Below are 18,315 nucleotides of genomic sequence, written 5' to 3'. Positions count from 1 at the left end.
ACCCGTCTCAGCGTATGCAGGTCACGCCCTCAACTCGTCAGGAGCCCGTGTGGCATCCCGAGCATTCGCAACGACCGTGGCACTCGCCATCACGGTGGCTGCCGCCGCCGTGGTCACCGCACCCGCGGCGGCCTCCGCCGCGGCGGCGCCGACGGCACCGGTCACCCCGGTCCCGGGCCGCGTCGACTACAACGGCGACGGATTGGCCGACCTGGCGGTCGCCGCACCCGGCGCCACCGTCAACGGCCGTGCAGGCGCCGGATACGCAGGCGTGGTGTACGGCTCCACGAGCGGGCCGGCGACCGCCACCAGGCAGATCATCACCCAGGACTCGCCGGGCGTTCCCGACACGGCCGAGGCCGGTGACGCCTTCGGCAGCGCGATCGCCTCCGCCGACCTCGACCGGGACGGCTACAGCGACCTCGTGGTCGGCGCCGAGACCGAGAAGGACGGCACGGTCGAGCGCACGGGGTCGCTGACCGTCATCTGGGGCGGCGCGACCGGCCTGGCGGGCGGCGCCACGCTCTACAAGGGCGAGCAGTACGACGGGGTCGGCGGCCGGCTCACGGCGGGCGACTTCAACGGAGACGGCGCCCCGGACCTCGCCACCGTCAAGTGGGCCGACCTCCAGACCCTGTCCGGCCCCTTCACACGTGCCGGAGCGGCGGCCGGCACCGCCAACTACCCCGACCTGAACGACAGGCGCTTCCTGGACCTCGCGTCGGGCGACATCAACGGGGACGGCCGCGACGACATCGCCGCGCTCCTGCACCAGGGCGACGAGTACGACAGCCGCTCGATCTCCGTCGCCGCCGGTGGTGCCACCGGCCTGGGGGCTCTCACCTCGGTCAAGGGCGCCAACGGTTACTCGATCGAGGGCGGCGAACGCCTCGCCGTCGGCCGCGTGAACGGCGACGCGTACGCCGACCTCGCCGTCGGACGCCCCGTCGACGGCTACGACAGCGACCTCGACCTGCCGCTCGCCAACGGCGGCATGCTCACCTATGTGCCGGGCGGAGCCGCCGGTGCGCAGGGCACGAAGGCGAAGGTCTTCAACCAGGACTCGGCGGGAATTCCCGGTGCGGCCGAGGCGGACGACGGGTTCGGTTCGTCCGTCGCGATCGGCGACACCAACGGCGACGGCTTCGGAGAGATCGCGGTGGGCGTCTCCGGCGAGGCGCTCGGCACGGTGAAGCGTGCGGGCGCGGTCCTCGTGATGCCCGGCACGGCCACCGGACCCACGGGTACGGGAACCAAGGGCTTCAACCAGGACACGGCGGGCGTCACCGGAGTCGCCGAGCTGAACGACAAGTTCGGTGCCGCGGCTGTGTTCCTCGACCGCAACAAGGACGGCCGCGCGGAACTCGCGGTGGGCGCACCGGGCGAGGACACGAACGCGGGCGCCCTCTGGATCTTCCCCGCCACCGCGACCGGCAGCACGGTCACGGGCTCGGCGGCGATCAACAACGCGACGCTCGGAACGGTCGCTGTGAAGGCCGCACTGGGTACGTCCTTCGGCCGCTGACGCCGGGCAGGACCTGAACGAACACCGGGGGAGCGACCGCGCGGTCGCTCCCCACGGCGTTTCGCGGACAGCCGCAAGCGGAGCCCGAGGACTCCTCAGCCCTGCGCCTCCACGGCATCCAGCGCGGGGGCGATGACGGTGAAAGCCTGCGCGATCAGCTCGGCGGGATCCTGCGCGCCGTCGCTCCCGCTCCACCGCCCCAGCACGGTGTCGAAAGCGGTCAGCGCCATCCCCGCGGCCAGCCGCGGGTAGAGATCGGTCTCGGGGTCGCGCCCGAGCCGCTGCGCCAGCTCGGCCGTCAGATCGTCGTGCCACTGACCCTGCCGCTCCAGGAAGCGGGCGCGCAGGGCAGGGGTACGCAGAATCAGCTGGACCACGCGCAGCGCCTTCTCGGAGTGATCGGCGCAGGCGGCGAGCGGGACCGTGACGGTGTGATGCAGCGCCACCGACGGCCGCTCCCCGGCGGGGCGCTCCGCCAGCTCCGCGCACATATCGGTGCCCATGCCGGCGAGGAACTGGACGACCACGTCCTCCTTGGACGCGAAGTACCGGAAGAACGTCCGCTTGCCCACGCCGGCAGCGGTCACGATCTCGTCGACGGTGACCGCCTCGAAGCCCTTCACCGCGAACAGTCGCAGCGCCGCATCGGTCAGTTCGTCCGATACGAGCTGACGCTTGCGCTGGGCCAGGCTGCTGATCTCAGGGCGGGTACTCACTCGACAGATGGTACACACCATGCCCTGAGTGACACTCGGTCTCGTCTTGACACTTGGTGTCATCAACGGCAATGTATGCCACATGACGCAGAAGAAGCACTGGACCACCGAGCAGATTCCGGACCAGGCGGGGCGGGTGTACGTCGTCACGGGAGCCAACAGCGGCCTCGGTCTGGAGACCACCCGGGCGCTGGCCCGCCGAGGCGCGCGCGTGATCCTCGCCGTACGCGACGAGGAGAAGGGCCGCCGGGCCGTAGCGGAGATCGCCGGGGAACAGCCGGGCGCCGCCCTTGAGGTGCGCCACCTCGACCTGGCCGACCTCGACTCGGTCCGCGCCTTCGCCGACCGGATGCATGCCGACCACCCGCACCTGGACGGGCTCGTCAACAACGCCGGAGTGATGGCGCCCCCGCGGTCGCTGAGCGCGCAGGGCCACGAGCTCCAGTTCGCCTGCAACCACCTCGGCCACTTCGCGCTCACCGGACTGCTCCTCGACCTGCTGACCGCCGTAAGCGACCCCCGGGTGGTCACGGTGAGTTCGCTCAGGCACCGTCAGGGGCGCATCCGGTTCGACGACCTCTCCGGCGAGCGCGGCTACAAGCCGATGGCCTTCTACGACCAGTCGAAACTCGCCAACGGCCTCTTCGGTTACGAGCTCCACAAGCGCCTGACCGAGGCGGGCAGCCCGGTACGCAGCGTGCTCGCCCACCCCGGCTACACGGCCACCAACCTCCAACTGGCCGCGCCCACGGGCCTGATGCGCCTCGTCTTCGGCCGCATCGGCAACCCCCTGGTCGCCCAGACCCCCGCCAGGGGCGCCCTGCCCCAGCTGTACGCGGCGACCGCCCCGGACGTCACGGGCGGCGACTTCATCGGCCCCGACGGCCTGGCGGAACTGCGAGGCGCACCGACGCGGGTCGCACTGTCCCCGGCGGCAACCGACCCCGAGACGGCCCGCCGCCTGTGGCAGGTCTCGGAGGAACTGACAGCCGTACGCTTCGCGATCCCGGCCTCGTCCTGAAACCTGTCCGGCGGATCATGCGATCACTAGGCTGCGGCGATGGAACGCGCAACCGATGTGCCCGAGAGCCTCGCCCGGCCCGCAGATCCGGCCAAGGTGAACGACTACGACAGCTTCGCCGAGGCGTACGCGGCGGAGAACGAGAACAGCCTCCTGAACGCGTACTACGAGCGGCCCGCGATGACGGCCCTCGCCGGAGACGTGGCCGGCCGCCGGATCCTGGACGCCGGCTGCGGCTCGGGCCCCCTGTCCGCCGAACTGCGTGACCGCGGCGCCGTCGTCACCGGTATCGACGCCAGCGCCGGGATGCTGGCGCTGGCCAGGCGGCGGCTCGGTGACGACGCGGCCCTGCACGTGGCCGACCTGAACGACCCCCTGCCGTTCGCCGACGGCGCGTTCGACGACGTGGTCGCGTCGCTGGTGCTGCACTACCTGGAGGACTGGGGGCCGACGCTGGCCGAGGTGCGGCGCGTACTCAGGCCCGGCGGCCGGCTGATCGCGTCGGTGCAGCACCCGTTCGTGGACTACGCGATGCAGGACCCTCGGCCCGACTATTCCGCCACCACCGGCTACACCTGCGAAATGACCTTCGGCGGACAGTCCGTCCCGATGAAGTTCTGGCGCAGGCCGCTGCACGCGATGACCGATGCCTTCACCGCGGCCGGATTCCGCCTGGCCGTCATCAGCGAGCCGCAGCCCGACCCGGCGGCCCGTGAGCTGTTCCCCGACGGATTCCACGCCCTTTCGACCAAACTCGCCTTCCTCTTCTTCGTCGTCGAAGTACGGGGAAGGGAATTCGAAGCAGACGCATAGCAAGCGAATAAGACGCATAACGAGTGAACACCTCGACGAGTTCTATGCGTTCATGAACTGGATCAGGCCAAAGAGCCGGTCGCAATCCCCCCTTGTGTCGTGGATCACAGACACCGCATCCTTGCGTGAATACTTTGTGGATCAACCGAGAGACGTCCGGGATTCCTGACGTTTCTTCGTGCACGGGGGCCAGGGGGGTTCATTCCCGCATGCCGTAAGGGTCATGACGCGTATCGGTTTGTCCGTCATGAAGACCGCCTTTATCGAGCATGCGTTCCTCCCATTCCGATGCCCCATCACATATGCATGGAGGCAACACCTTGATACGGACCAACAGATTAAAATCTGTTCGTCTTGCGGTCAGTTGTGCCGTCGTCACCGCGATATCCATTGGATCCGCGACGCAGGCGCAATCCGCACCGCAGCAACCGTCGCCACCCCCCAACGCCGCCGAAGGCTGGTCCGACACCTCCTCCCCGCGGGTGGGCGCGGACGAGGACGGTCATAAGGACCGCGTACCGGCCGACAAGCGCGGCAAGGTTCTCGGCGACGGCTACACCAAGTCGTCCGACACCGCCTGGACCACCATCGGTGACGCGACCGGCTTCCACCTCATGACCGCCGACGAGGCCGACGGTTACCGCTGGAAGACCGCCGCGACCCTCTCCGAGCCCGGGTTCATCGACACCGACACCTGGATCGGCAACGCGTGCGTCACCGCTTCCGGTGACCGGGCCGTCGTCGCCTACGCGCCGCGTACCTTCACCAACAAGCCCGACATGATGGCCCGGGGCGCGTTCACGGCCACCGTCGACCTGAACACGGGTACGGTCACCAAGCTTCCGTACCAGGCGAGCCTCGCCTACTTCTCGCCCGGCTGCGGCTACGGCGAGAAGGCCGTTCTGTCGCAGTTCACCGACGAGAGAACATCGGCCAGGAGCGAGACGCGTCTCATCACCGTCGATGCCCGTACGGGGAAGACGGCCACGCCGGTCACGGTGAAGGGGCAGATCACCTCCGCGGTTCCGACCAGTAAGGGCATCGCAGCCGCACAGGGCAACGCGATCGTACGGATCGGGGCGGACGGCCGCTCCAAGCTGGTCACCCGTACGGACAACACCCCCTTCAACCTGTCCGTGACCAAGGACGGCGGCCTCGCCTTCCTGGATCACCGGACCGGTGCCAAGCCGGCCAATGCCGCCAAGGGCGCGAAGCCCGGCGCCACCGCCGCCGAGGCCGCGTCCGCCGGACAGACGTCCAGGGTCAAGTACCTGACCGCCGGGCAGATCACGACCAAGGGCGCGAAGGCCCGGACGGTCGCCCAGGGCAGCCTCACCGGCCTCGACCTGGTCCGCGCCGCCGACGGAACCGCGATCGTCACCGGCGGAGCGAAGACCCTCGGCACGCTTCCCGAGAACGTGCGGAACCCTGGCGGGATCGACAAGGACGCCATCGCGTCCACCAAGGCCCGCGCCCTCGTGAGTGTCGCGTGGGCCGACGGCAAGGACACCCGTATCCGCGCCTCGGAGTACGACACGGCGCGCACGGCCCGTATCGAGATGCGGCACCTGCCCACCGGCAGCAAGTCGGTCTTCGAAGCCAACCCGGCCGCGTCCCCGGTCAGCCCCGGCACGGCCCAGGGACAGGACCGCTCGCCGGCTCTCGGCACCACCCCCGCGGGTGGGCGCAGCAAGAGCGGCGGCGTCTCGACGATGCTGAACATCGCCGAGCCGGAGTCGGAGCGCACCTGCGCCGTGGAGCGGGGCAACCCGCAGAAGCAGGCGTTCCAGCCGAAGCCGCGGCAGGTCGAGTGGGCTGTCAACCGTGCCATCGAAGGCACGATGGACGGCCATGTCTCCCGGGCCGCCAACTGGAAGAACATGGGCATGGGCGCGTACAAGCCCCAGGCCCTGGCCGGCGGCCTCACGGCCCTCGCGGGCGGCGGACGCATCCCGGCACAGGTGTTCCTCGGCATCACCGCCCAGGAGTCCAACATGTGGCAGGCGACCCGCTTCGCCGCACCGGGCACCACCGCCAACAGCCTCATCGGCAACTACTACGGCCTCAAGCACGATGAGCACGGCCAGGTCAACGACCCCTGGCTCATCAACTGGAAGGCCGCGGACTGCGGTTACGGCATCACGCAGGTGACCGACGGCATGCGGCTGCCCGGCAAGCCGTACGAGGACGGGGAGGTACGTCCGTCCAAGCCGCGCCTGTACCAGGAGGCCGTCGCGCTGGACTACACCGCGAACGTCGCGGCGGGCGTGAACATCCTCGCCGAGAAGTGGAACCAGACCCGCAACGCGGGCCTCACCGTCAACAACGGTGACCCGAAGGGCCTCGAGAACTGGTTCTTCGCCCTGTGGGCCTACAACTCCGGCTTCTACCCCCAGTCGGAAGCGGGCGCGAACGGCGGCAAGTGGGGCGTGGGCTGGGCCAACAACCCCGCCAACCCCACGTACAAGCCCAACCGCACCCCGTTCCTGGAGAACGCCCTCGGCGGGGACGAGTACTCCCACGCCGCCAACCCGCAGTTCTGGCCGTACCCGGAGAAGGTCATCGGCTGGGCCGCGCGCCCGCTGGAGGCCCTTGAGGAGCCGGGCAAGCTCGTCCACGGTTACCGGCCCGCCTGGTGGACCGATCCGCTCTTCCGCACCACGGCCAAGCCCCCGGTCGGCCTGTTCTGCACCTCCTCCAACGAGTGCGATCCGTCGAAGATCAAGGAAGGCGCGTCGAACGACTCGCCCGCGGTGGGCCCGTGCCAGCGGACGGACTACAAGTGCTGGTGGAACGGCAAGGTCGAGTGGAAGAACTGCGCCAGTTCGCAGTGCGGATTCGAAACGTTCCGCTTCAACAACACCTATCCGGAAGAGGCCGACGGCAACTCCCACCCGCCCCGGTGCAACAGCGGACTCCCGATCGGCACGCCGATCGTCGACAACGTGAACACCGGTCAGCGAGTCGCGGGCGCCGACTTCAGGCGATGCTCGGACACCGCGCAGTCGTCGGGGTCCTTCAAGTTCGACTTCGCCTCGCCCTCCGCCAAGATGGACACCCATCAGCTCGGTGTGGGGTACGGAAACCATGTCTGGTTCTCCACCACCCGTAAGGCGAGCTCCGCCGAGGCGCCCCGGCTGAAGGTCACGGGCACCTGGACCGGCGCCAGCACGGTCAAGGGCTGGACGCGCGTCCTGGTCCACATGCCGAACGTCGCTGCCAGGTCCCAGCAGGCGAAGTACTCCGTGCTGGGTACCGACTCCGGTTCTCCGCACCGCGTCGCACCGCAGCGCATCCGCAGCAACGAGTGGCGTTCGCTCGGTGTCTTCAACTTCACCGGAAACGCGTCCGTCTCCCTGTCCAACATCACCGAGGAGGGTGTGGGGGTCGACATAGCGTGGGACTCCGTCGCCTTCCAGAAGCTCGCCGCCAAGCCGACTCAGATCGTCGGCATGGGCGACTCCTTCGCCTCCGGTGAAGGCGCCGACACGGCGGACGGCAAGGACTACTTCCGCGAGACGGACTACAAGGAAGACATCGGCAAGGACCAGGTGGTCAACAAGTGCCACCGCTCCAAGCAGGCATGGATCCGGCAGGCGACCCTGCCCGGCAAGACCAAGTCCATCGGTGAGCTCTCCGACACCTACGCCGACGTCGATCTGAGCTTCATCGCCTGCTCGGGCGCCCGCACGTTCAATATCTGGACGGGCGGCCAGAACCAGACCAACCAGCTGCCGCAGATGGATCTCGGTTACCTCGACAAGAACACGGATATCGTCACCATCGCCATCGGCGGCAACGACTCCCTGTTCACCGATGTGATCCAGGAATGCATCTTCAAGGCAGGACTGAAGCTCTGCCAGGACGCCGAGTTCGAGCAGCGGAACCCGGACACGGGCAGCCATACCGGAGCAATGACGGGGCCGCTCAAGGACTTCATTCCGAAGTGGATCACCGAGCAGACCAAACCGCGCATCACGAAGGTCCTCAACCAGATCAAGACCCGTGCGCCGTCCGCCAAGGTCGTCCTGGTCGGCTATCCCAAACTGCTCACCGGAAGCGGCGGTTGCATTCCGGGCATCGGGACGGAGGAGGCGCCGTGGCTGAACGACGTCGTCGCCACTCACCTGAGCAAGGAAATGGGCGCTGCCGCCGCGGCGGCCGGTGCCACGTTCGTCGACCCCGAGCCGGACTTCAAGGGCAAGGCGATCTGTGGTGACCCCGAGTCGATCAACGGGATCGTCCTCAGTGGCTACTCCGAGGCGGACAACGATTCGCCTCAGCCCTCGATGAAGTCGTTCCACCCGAAGATCTCCGGAGCCCGGCTCTACGCCAACGCTCTGGAGCGCGCCCTGAAGTAACTTCGGGCGCATCACTCGGCAGTCATCGTCCACCACACATGGCCGGTGGGCCCCAACGAACCGTGTTGGGGCCCACCGGCGCGCCCAGGCGTCCAGGGAAGGGCTCTGCACATTGAAGTACGCACGACACGCCAAAGGAGCTCTTGCCGTCACCGCCGCCACCGCCGTCTGCCACACCCTGATGTCCGCCGGCTACGGCTGGGCGCGGGATGCGGAAGCCCGCAGCGGCGACACGATGTTCTCCGGATCCGTCGAGTTCCTGCTCACCACGGCCGCCTCCTGGGCGCTCATGCCGCTCCTGCTGTGGGCGGGCATGCGCCTGCTGCGCGAACCCGGCAACACCCTCCTCGTTCTCGTCGGAGGGTTCGCCTGGATCATGATCTCCGGGTACTTCATCGACGACATCGACCGCGAGGGCGGTCACATCCCCGTCCTCGCCCTCATCGCGTACGTACTTCTCGGTACGGCGCCGGCCGGGGTCAGGCCGGGAGCCAAGCGCGGCTGACGGCCCGGGCGGGCCGCGGAAGCGGGGCGGTTTCCAGCCTTACGTCGCCTCTACGCCGCGCTCGCTAGCGTGCCCCTGGTCCGCAAAAAAAGGCCCTCCCGGAGGAGGGCCCGACATCGGCTGGACTGAAGTGCCCCCGGCAGGACTCGAACCTGCGGCCAAGCGCTTAGAAGGCGCCTGCTCTATCCACTGAGCTACGGGGGCCGGTGGTGGCCTGGGGCCCTGTGGTCGGGGCCGGTCCTGACCTTGCCGGGACAAGGATAGGGCTCCTGTCGCCTCGACCCGGTTGCTTCACCTGCGTGGCACGATGTGGAGGTTCAGTGAAGCGAACCGATAGTCGCAGGTAGGTGCGATTCATGCACCGCTTTTGACGTCTCGCGCCCCGGGTGTTGTGCACTCGTTATGCCTGCGTCCCACTCGTCCCGTCTGTCCCCAGGGTGGAACCGCCGCGCAATGGTGCCTATACGCTTCAAAAAGGCGCCAAAATTGGGCATTCTTCGCATGTGGTGACCATGGACGTACGGCCTCAGCTCATCGACGCACTTTCCGCCCTGCGCGACCGTGTCGCCGCCGTGCGTCTTCCACTCCCTCTTCCAGGGGCTGAACGGGCCCGGCAAACCAGAGTCGAGCTGCTCGCGCAGCTCGACGACTATCTCCTTCCGCGGCTCAAGGACCCCGAGGCTCCGCTGCTCGCGGTCATCGGCGGATCCACCGGCGCGGGCAAGTCGACGCTCGTCAACTCGCTCGTGGGGTGCCGGGTCAGCCAGGCCGGGGTGCTGCGCCCGACGACCCGGACGCCGGTGCTCGTCTGCCACCCGGACGACCACCACTGGTTCGACGGGGTACGGGTGCTGCCGCAGCTGACCAGGATCTGGCTGCCGCCGGGGCATGCCAGGGACCCGGACGGGCTCGACGACCTCGGTGCCGCCGGCGGGGACGAGGAGGAGGCCGCACTGCGGGTCGAGACCGCCGTCAGCCTGCCGCGCGGCCTCGCGCTGCTGGACGCGCCCGACATCGACTCCCTCGTCGTACGGAACCGGGTGCTCGCCGCCGAACTCATCTGCGCCGCCGACGTCTGGGTGATGGTGACCACCGCGTCCCGGTACGCCGACGCCGTGCCCTGGTATCTGCTGCGTACGGCCAAGGAGTACGACGCCTCCCTCGTCACCGTCCTCGACCGGGTGCCGCACCAGGTGATCGCCGAGGTCTCCCGGCAGTACGCGGCCCTGCTCACCAGGGCCGGTCTCGGCGAGATCCCCCGCTTCACCATCCCCGAGCTGCCCGAGTCCGCGGGCGGCGGCAGCGGACTGCTGCCCACCACCGCCGTCGCCCCCCTGCGGGCCTGGCTCACCCACCGCGCCCAGGACCCGGCGGCCCGTCAGCAGGCCGTCGGGCGCACTGCGTCCGGGGTCATGCAATCGCTCAACGTCCGCATGCCGGAGCTTGCCGGGGCCGTCGCCGCGCAGTACGCGGCCTCCGTGCGGCTGACCGGCGTCGTCGAGGAGGCGTACCGGAAGGAGGCGTCCCGCATCCGGAGCAGGCTCCAGAGCGGCGCCGTGCTGTCCGGGGACGCGCGGACCCGGTGGCGCGGCTATCCCCTGGACAGCTCCGCGGGGGAGCTGCTGGAAGCCCTGGTCGAGAGCCTGGTGGCGCTGCTCCAGTGCTCGGTGGCCGCCGCCGACGACGAGATCCGCACGACCTGGCGGAAGGAGCCCGCTTCCGGCGCGTTCCGCTTCGAGGACGCCGGAAGGGAAGCCGGCGGATGGGGGCCGGCCGAGGACATCCAGGGCCGTATCGCCATGGCCGTACGACGCTGGCGTCGCGTACTCGAAGAGCTGGCCGAGGAGGAGGTGCGGCTCCTGGAACGGAACGTCGCGCCCGACGCCGAGACCGTGGCCGCGCTGCTGGCCGCCGCGCTGCTCGGGGGGCGCCGCGCCCGTACCGCGGGCGAGCAGCTCGCCGAGCGGATCGGGGCCCAGGGCGCGCTGCGGCTGCGCGACAAGGGCGGGGTGCTGCTCACCACCTATCTCGACCAGGTCATGCACGGGGAGCGGGACCGGCGGCTCGCGCCGCTCGACTCGCTCGACGTGCACCCGGAACCGCAGGCCGAACTGATTGCCGCGCTGTCCGTACTGCAGAAGGAGAGGGTGCAGCCATGACCGCCGTCACCGACCAGGACCAGGATCAGAACCCGGGGCCCGGACCCGAGGCCGGAGAGGCCGGACAGGACAGGCAGGTCGCGGAGCAGGACGCGCGCGAGGGCGAGGGGGAGCGGGGGAAGGAGTCCTCCGGCGCGGTGAAGGGCGGGAGCGGGGACGGACGCTGGGACGACGGGCTGATCGCCCGCCGCGCCGCAGCCGCCGCCAAGGAGGCCGACGACGGCGGTGACGGGCCGGACGGCGACGCCGGGCCCCAGGTCGAGGCGTACGTGACCACCGACGGACCGCTCACCGGGCGGCTCGACTCGCTGCGCGAACTCGTCGGCCTGTCACGGGCCCGCCTGGACCGCGAAACGCTCGCCGAGGCCGGGCGGGTGCTCGACGAGGCCGCGGCCCGTCAGCGCCTCTCCTCCCGGCACACCGTCGTCGCCGTCGCCGGGGCGACCGGCAGCGGGAAGTCCACACTCTTCAACGCACTCGCGGGCGCACAGATCTCCGACACCGGGCTGCGGCGGCCGACGACGTCGTCGCCGATCGCGTGCAGCTGGACCGACGGGGCCGCCGGGCTCCTGGACCGGCTCGCGATCCCCGGGCGGCTGCGGCGCAGGCCGCAGCAGGGCGGCCCCGCAGCCGACGAGGCGCTCCAGGGCCTCGTCCTCATCGACCTGCCCGACCACGACTCCGCCGCGTCCGGCCACCGGGACCAGGTGGACCGGGTGCTGGCGCTCGTCGATGCCGTGATCTGGGTCGTCGACCCCGAGAAGTACGCCGACGCGGCACTCCACGAACGCTATCTGCGACCGCTCGCCGGGCACGCGGAGGTCACCTTCGTCGTCCTCAACCAGATCGACCGGCTGCCCGGGGAGGCCGCCGATCTGGTCCTCGACGATCTGCGCAGACTGCTCGACGAGGACGGCATGGCCCTGGGGGAGCACGGCGAACCCGGCGCCACCGTCATGTCCCTGTCCGCGCTCACCGGCGACGGAATGCCTGAACTGCGCGAGATGCTCGGCCGGTTCGTCCAGGAGCGCACGGCCGCGGCACGCCGCCTCTCCGCCGATGTGGACGCGGCAGCCGCGCAACTCCGGCCTGTGTACGTCGCCGAGGGGCGGGCCGGACTCGGTGAGCTGGCGCGCGAGGAGTTCACCGACCGGCTCGCGGAGGCCGTCGGCGCGGCAGCCGCGGGGCAGGCGGCCGAGCGCGAGTGGCGCCGGAACGCCGGACGGGCCTGCGGGACACCCTGGCTGCGGCTCTGGCGCTGGTACGAGTCCACCCGGCAGCTCGGCGGCCTGGACCGCATGGCCCAGGCCCTCGCCACGGCCCCGCCGGAGGAGGAGATCACCGCCCGGCAGCGCGTCGAGCAGGCGGTACGGGCCGTCGCGGACGACGCGTCCGCCGGGCTGCCCGGCCCCTGGGCGCAGGCCGTCAGGGAAGCGGCGGTGAACGGGGCGAAGGGGCTGCCGGAGGCCCTGGACGAACTGGCCAGGACGGCGAGCGCGGAGGGCCGGGCCCGGCCGGGGGGCGGCACGGGCCCGGACCCCGCCGGGACGAACGGCAGGAGCACGGCCGTCCCGCCCAGTGGCAGGGCCAAGCCGCCGCGCCCCGCCTGGTGGCCCGCCGCGGTGCTGGTCCAGGCGTCGATGACCCTGCTCCAGATCTTCGGCGGACTCTGGCTGCTCGGCCAGATCGTCGGCGTACTCGAACCGGGCCTGGTCACACCGGCCCTGGTGATGCTCGCCGGAGTCATCGGCGGGCCGCTCGTGGAGTGGTCGTGCGTGGCGGCGGCACGTGGTCCGGCGCGGCGGTACGGGCAGGAGGCTGAGCGGCGGCTGCGCGACGCGGCGGCCGGATGCGGACGGGCCAGGGTCCTCGACCCGGTGTCGGCGGAACTGGCGCGCTACCGCGAGGTGCGGGAGAGGTACGTGGCGGTGACGGAGTTTTCCACAACCGGCCGGTAGTCCACAGGCGTCGGCGGGATTCCCGTTTCCGGTCCAGCATGAAGTCGTCGCGGAAGCCGGTGCACGGAGCGTGCGCCGGGCCGCTGCACGGAGTGCGGACGGGAGACGGGGAAATGAACGACACCTTTGTGACGCTGGTGGGAAACGCGGCGACCGCTGTGGACTTCCGGGATACGGCCACCGGCGGAATGGCGCGATTCCGCTTCGCTGTGACCGCGCGCCGCTGGGACCGGGAGAAACAGGTCTGGGCCGACGGGCACACCAGCTTCTACACGGTGTGGGCCTGGCGCACGCTCGCAGCGAATCTGACCGCTTCCGTAGCCGTCGGAGAGCCACTCGTCGTGCACGGCCGGCTGAAGGTGCGCGAGGAGGAACGGGACGGTCAGCGGCGGACCTTCGTCGACATCGAGGCGGTGGCGGTGGGCCATGACCTGACGCGGGGGACCGCCGCGTTCCGCCGTGTGCTCAGGGCGGAACCGTCACTGACGGAACGTACGCCCAGGGAGGGGGCGGAAGCCGAGGGCGAGGATTCGGCGAAGCGTCAGGAACCGCTGAACTGTCAGGAACCGGCCACGGAACTGGCGTCGGTGTCCTGAAAGGGCAGAGGGGTGCCGGTTACCCGCGATAACGATTCCGAGTCGGAATGGTTGTCAGGCCGTATGACGGGGGACTGTGCTTCGCTCGGTCTTTAGGATTCCTCAGTATTCATGGGGCACTTGAGTCTGCTGGCGAGGCAATCCCCACACGCGCCCCAGGCGCGAGGTCCTCGCCCGGAGGGGAATTCTGTGTTTTCTGCGTTCTCGGCGTCTTCCGGATCGTCCGAACGGGGTCGCGCCAGAGGGCTCGCCGGACTGGCCGCCACGGTGCTGGTCGCCGGTCTCACCGCGGCCGGCACCCTCGCCGGTGCGACCGGCGCGGCGGCTGCCGGGAACGCCCCTCAGCACCAGGGCGGGGCGACCGCGGTCCTGGACGGACTGAAGACCTTCGACCGCGCGGTGCTCCACATCCCGGGCGAGAACGGCGGGAAGAACACCACCCAGGTGATCCCCGCCGGGCTCTTCGAGATGACCGTCGAGGGCGGCGGCAAGCTCAAGACGTACTGCGTCGACATCCACAACGCCACCCAGGACCAGGCGAAGTATCTGGAGACCTCCTGGGACCAGACCTCGCTCGGCGCCAACAAGAACGCCGGGAAGATCCGCTGGATCCTCCAGCACTCCTATCCCCGCGTCGACGACCTCGCGGCCCTCGCCCGGCGGGCCGGGACGGGGCCGCTCACCGAGCAGACCGCGGCGGCCGGGACGCAGGTGGCCATCTGGCGCCACTCGGACGACGTCCGGGTCGAGGCCGCCGACCCGCAGGCCGAGAAGCTCGCGGACTGGCTCGCGAAGCACGCATCGGCCTCCGCCGAGCCCAGGGCGTCCCTGGCCCTGGAGCCCGCCGCGGTCTCCGGCAGGGCCGGTGAGCGGCTCGGTCCGGTCACCGTCCGTACCAACGCCGACCAGGTCTCCCTGACGCCGCCCGCCGACGTCGCCAGCGGCGTCCGGATCACCGACAAGAACGGCAAGCCCGTCACCTCGGCGGCCGACGGCGCCCGGCTCTACTTCGACATACCGAAGGACGCCGCCGACGGGTCCGCCTCGCTGACGGTGCAGGCGACCACCTCCGTACCCGTCGGCCGGGCCTTCGCCGGTGTCACCAGGAGCCAGACGCAGATCCTCGCCGGTTCCAGCGAATCCACGGTCTCCGCCGAGGCCACCGCCACCTGGGCCGAGGCCGGGGCGGTTCCCGCCCTCACCGCGAAGAAGAACTGCGCCAAGGGCGGCGTGGACATCACGGCGAGCAACCGGGGCGACGAGCCGTTCACCTTCGAGCTCGCGGGCTCCGAGCACACGATCGCCGCGGGAGCCACCAGGACCGTGACGATCCCGGTGGCCGAGGACCAGGCGTACGACTTCACGATCACCGGGCCGGGCGGCCTCCAGAAGAACTTCACGGGTGTCCTGGACTGCGCGACCACCGGCGACACCGCCGCAGGTGAGCAGGGCGGCATCGGTACGCAGAGCGCCAGGCAGCCCGTCCCGGCGTCCACGGGCACCAGCTCCACGGGGCTGGAGGGCGACCTCGCCGAGACCGGCGGTTCCAGTGCCACCCCGATCATCGCGGGCATCGCCATCGCCCTCGTCGTCATCGGCGGCGGCTCGGTCCTCCTCCTGCGCCGGAAGAAGCCGAACGGTGACAGCGAGTGAGCGTGTGACCTTCGGAGCGCGTACCGGTCACCGGACGGGTTTCCGTCCGGTGGCACGCGTCAGGCAAGATGGGTGTATCTGCCCACACCTCTATTGCTGCCGGACGGTTTCTCTTGGCTGAGTTCATCTACACCATGCGCAAGACGCGCAAGGCGCACGGCGACAAGGTGATTCTCGATGACGTCACCCTGAACTTCCTGCCCGGCGCAAAGATCGGTGTCGTGGGACCCAACGGTGCCGGTAAGTCCACGGTACTGAAGATCATGGCGGGCCTTGAGCAGCCGTCCAACGGCGAGGCGTACATCACGCCCGGCTTCAGCGTCGGCATCCTCATGCAGGAGCCGAAGCTCGACGAGTCGAAGACCGTCCTGGAGAACGTCCAGGACGGCGCCGCCGAGATCATGGGCAAGCTCAAGCGCTTCAACGAGGTCGCCGAGCTCATGGCGACCGACTACTCCGACGCGCTCATGGACGAGATGGGCAAGCTCCAGGAGGACCTGGACCACGCCAACGCGTGGGACCTGGACGCTCAGCTGGAGCAGGCCATGGACGCCCTGGGCTGCCCGCCCGGCGACTGGCCCGTCACCAACCTCTCCGGTGGCGAGAAGCGCCGCGTGGCGCTCTGCAAGCTCCTCATCGAGGCCCCGGACCTGCTCCTCCTCGACGAGCCCACCAACCACCTCGACGCCGAGTCGGTGAACTGGCTGGAGCAGCACCTCTCGAAGTACGCGGGCTGCGTCATCGCCGTCACCCACGACCGGTACTTCCTGAACAACGTCGCCGAGTGGATCCTCGAGCTCGACCGCGGCCGTGCCATCGCCTACGAGGGCAACTACTCCACGTACCTGGAGAAGAAGCAGGCGCGCCTCAAGGTCGAGGGCCGCAAGGACGAGAAGCGTCAGAAGCGGCTCAAGGAAGAACTCGAGTGGGTCCGCTCCAACGCCAAGGGCCGGCAGACCAAGTCCAAGGCACGTCTCGCCCGGTACGAGGAGATGGCGGCCGAGGCGGACAAGATGCGGAAGCTGGACTTCGAGGAGATCCAGATTCCGCCGGGCCCGCGGCTCGGTTCCATCGTCGTCGAGGTCGAGAACCTCTCGAAGGCCTTCGGCGACAAGGTCCTCATCGACGACCTGTCCTTCACGCTGCCGCGCAACGGCATCGTCGGCATCATCGGTCCGAACGGTGCGGGCAAGACCACGCTGTTCAAGATGATCCAGGGCCTGGAGACGCCGGACTCCGGCGCCATCAAGGTCGGCGACACGGTCAAGATCTCCTACGTCGACCAGTCCCGCGCCAACATCGACCCGAAGAAGACCCTCTGGGCCGTCGTGTCGGACGAGCTGGACTACATCAACGTCGGCCAGGTCGAGATGCCTTCGCGGGCGTACGTCTCCGCGTTCGGCTTCAAGGGCCCGGACCAGCAGAAGCCGGCCGGTGTCCTGTCCGGTGGTGAGCGCAACCGCCTCAACCTGGCGCTGACGCTCAAGGAGGGCGGCAACCTGCTGCTCCTCGACGAGCCCACCAACGACCTCGACGTGGAGACCCTTTCCTCGCTCGAGAACGCCCTGCTCGAGTTCCCGGGTGCGGCCGTGGTCATCTCCCACGACCGCTGGTTCCTGGACCGCGTCGCCACGCACATCCTGGCGTACGAGGGCGAGTCCAAGTGGTACTGGTTCGAGGGCAACTTCGAGTCGTACGAGAAGAACAAGGTCGAGCGGCTCGGCGCCGACGCCACCCGCCCGCACCGCGCCACGTACAAGAAGCTCACGCGAGGCTGATCGTCTTGGCTCGTCATATCTACAGCTGCCCGCTCCGCTGGTCGGACATGGATGCCTTCGGCCACGTCAACAACGTGGTCTTCCTCCGCTATCTGGAGGAGGCGCGCATCGACTTCATGTTCCGCCTGCAGCCGGGGGACGGCTCGCCGTCCTTCTCGGGCGGGTCCGTCGTGGCCCGGCACGAGATCGACTACGTACGGCCGCTGGTCCACCGGCACGCCCCGGTGACCGTCGAGTCGTGGGTCACGAAGATAGGTGCCGCCTCGCTCACGATCTCGTACGAGATCAAGGACCCGGAGCAGGTGTACGTACGGGCGTCGACCGTTGTCGTCCCGTACAACCTGGCCGAGGAGCGGCCCCGGCGTATCTCCGCGGAGGAGAAGCTCTTCCTCCAGGAGTTCCTGGCCGAGGAGCCCGCAGCCGTATGACGGTGCCCGTGCGGTCGCTGCTGTTCGCCGACCCGAGGGAGGCGGCGGATCTCGCCGCCTTCCTCGGCCGGCTGCTCCACTACGACCGGGCCGCAGCCGTCCGGTTGCAGGCCGGCGGCGGCGCACTGGCCGTGTTCGGAAGGCCGCCGTCGTTCGAGGTCCTCGCGATCCGGACGGCGCGGCTGACCGGCACGCACGAGTTCGACGTGACCGTGTCCGCCGGTGAACTCCTCGAATCCCTGGAGGAGTCGACCGGCTCCGGCGCCGTTCCCGCGCCTGTCACGGGACCGCCGTGGACCGGTGTGCTCCCGCCGCGCGGCGGCTGGCACGAACAGTCCGGACTGCCGGACCCGATGGCCCTGCGTGCTCAGCTCACCGCCGCCGTCGAGGAATTCCGCACCCGCGACGAAGCGCTGCCCGACGACCGCCGCACCAGGGCGGAACGCGACCTGATCGGCCGCGAGATCTGGTCGCGCCACGTCGGCACCACACAGCTTCCCCTGCGCGCGGTCCATGCCGCGCAGTCCCTGGGCTTCCTGCGCGCCGCCCCGGACTTCCCGGTCGCCCTGCTGACCTCGGGCCCGTGGCTCCGGCTGCGCACACCCTTCGGCTCGGTCATCGTCCGCGGCCCCGGTGGCGGGCTCGGCAACCTCGCGGTGACGGTCGGCACCGGGCACTGACTCGCCCCGGCCCCGTGGCGTATGTGCGTCATGACGCACAAACGCCACCGTTGCGCCTATGCGCGGCGGGCGAGGATTGGGAGAGTTCCACATCGGGTGCGCACCAGCACGCCGGCGCGCCC

Annotated in this window: 13 protein-coding genes and 1 tRNA gene; 12 read left to right on the top strand and 2 right to left on the bottom strand. The window is 69.9% G+C overall.

Translation table 11 applies throughout. The annotated features are described in order from the left end of the window. Positions 1-49: 49 nt before the first annotated feature. A complete protein-coding gene (locus ACWGO0_RS18165; RefSeq protein WP_453535324.1) occupies positions 50-1,525 on the top strand; it encodes an FG-GAP repeat protein in 1,476 nt (491 codons plus the stop codon). Between the two features lie 95 nt (positions 1,526-1,620). Here ACWGO0_RS18165 and ACWGO0_RS18160 read toward each other — a convergent pair whose 3' ends face one another. Beyond that, positions 1,621-2,262, bottom strand: coding sequence for a TetR family transcriptional regulator (locus tag ACWGO0_RS18160; protein ID WP_453535321.1), 642 nt, complete (start codon positions 2,260-2,262; stop codon positions 1,621-1,623). A 61-nt stretch (positions 2,263-2,323) separates the two neighbouring features. Between ACWGO0_RS18160 and ACWGO0_RS18155 the strand changes: the two genes are divergently transcribed. The 4 genes from ACWGO0_RS18155 to ACWGO0_RS18140 all read left to right on the top strand — a co-directional run bounded on the left by ACWGO0_RS18155 (position 2,324) and on the right by ACWGO0_RS18140 (position 8,941). Continuing rightward, the gene (locus ACWGO0_RS18155; protein WP_453535318.1) at positions 2,324-3,262 is read left to right on the top strand and encodes an oxidoreductase; all 939 of its coding nucleotides are present in this window, start codon (positions 2,324-2,326) and stop codon (positions 3,260-3,262) included. Positions 3,263-3,301: 39 nt separating this feature from the next. Beyond that, on the top strand, positions 3,302-4,075 hold the full coding sequence (locus tag ACWGO0_RS18150; RefSeq protein WP_453535315.1) for a class I SAM-dependent methyltransferase: 774 nt from the start codon (positions 3,302-3,304) through the stop codon (positions 4,073-4,075). A gap of 482 nt (positions 4,076-4,557) precedes the next feature. Beyond that, entirely contained in the window at positions 4,558-8,436 is a 3,879-nt protein-coding gene (locus ACWGO0_RS18145; RefSeq protein WP_453535312.1) for an SGNH/GDSL hydrolase family protein, read from the top strand. A 112-nt stretch (positions 8,437-8,548) separates the two neighbouring features. Continuing rightward, on the top strand, positions 8,549-8,941 hold the full coding sequence (locus tag ACWGO0_RS18140) for a hypothetical protein (protein WP_453535309.1): 393 nt from the start codon (positions 8,549-8,551) through the stop codon (positions 8,939-8,941). A 131-nt stretch (positions 8,942-9,072) separates the two neighbouring features. Here ACWGO0_RS18140 and ACWGO0_RS18135 read toward each other — a convergent pair. Continuing rightward, positions 9,073-9,145: transfer RNA gene (locus ACWGO0_RS18135), tRNA-Arg, on the bottom strand. 308 nt (positions 9,146-9,453) lie between these two features. On the opposite strand from ACWGO0_RS18135, the gene ACWGO0_RS18130 reads away from it, so the two are divergent. From ACWGO0_RS18130 to ACWGO0_RS18100, 7 genes are all read left to right on the top strand, one after another. After that, positions 9,454-11,100: an ATP-binding protein gene (locus ACWGO0_RS18130; protein WP_453535306.1), complete on the top strand. Its 1,647-nt coding sequence runs from the start codon at positions 9,454-9,456 to the stop codon at positions 11,098-11,100. Further along, positions 11,097-13,058 (top strand): GTPase, encoded by a 1,962-nt coding sequence (locus ACWGO0_RS18125; protein ID WP_453535303.1) that lies wholly within the window; start codon positions 11,097-11,099, stop codon positions 13,056-13,058. Before ACWGO0_RS18130 ends, ACWGO0_RS18125 begins: the two co-directional genes overlap by 4 nt. Before the next feature lie 113 nt (positions 13,059-13,171). Beyond that, positions 13,172-13,654: a single-stranded DNA-binding protein gene (locus ACWGO0_RS18120; protein ID WP_453535300.1), complete on the top strand. Its 483-nt coding sequence runs from the start codon at positions 13,172-13,174 to the stop codon at positions 13,652-13,654. A gap of 189 nt (positions 13,655-13,843) precedes the next feature. Next, positions 13,844-15,307, top strand: a complete 1,464-nt coding sequence (locus ACWGO0_RS18115) for an LAETG motif-containing sortase-dependent surface protein (RefSeq protein WP_453535298.1) — start codon at positions 13,844-13,846, stop codon at positions 15,305-15,307. 113 nt (positions 15,308-15,420) lie between these two features. After that, positions 15,421-17,085 carry an energy-dependent translational throttle protein EttA gene (gene ettA, locus ACWGO0_RS18110; protein WP_453535295.1) on the top strand — a complete coding sequence of 555 codons (1,665 nt, stop codon included), beginning with the start codon at positions 15,421-15,423 and terminating at the stop codon, positions 17,083-17,085. Positions 17,086-17,090: 5 nt separating this feature from the next. Continuing rightward, positions 17,091-17,513 (top strand): acyl-CoA thioesterase, encoded by a 423-nt coding sequence (locus tag ACWGO0_RS18105; RefSeq protein ID WP_453535292.1) that lies wholly within the window; start codon positions 17,091-17,093, stop codon positions 17,511-17,513. After that, positions 17,510-18,193 carry a hypothetical protein gene (locus tag ACWGO0_RS18100; RefSeq protein ID WP_453535290.1) on the top strand — a complete coding sequence of 228 codons (684 nt, stop codon included), beginning with the start codon at positions 17,510-17,512 and terminating at the stop codon, positions 18,191-18,193. The genes ACWGO0_RS18105 and ACWGO0_RS18100 overlap by 4 nt, the downstream gene beginning before the upstream one ends. The last annotated feature ends 122 nt before the right edge of the window (positions 18,194-18,315 follow it).

This window comes from Streptomyces sp. NPDC055749 (assembly GCF_053617235.1).
Note: the sequence above shows the minus strand (reverse complement) of the source record. Positions and strands in the feature narration are given on the sequence as shown.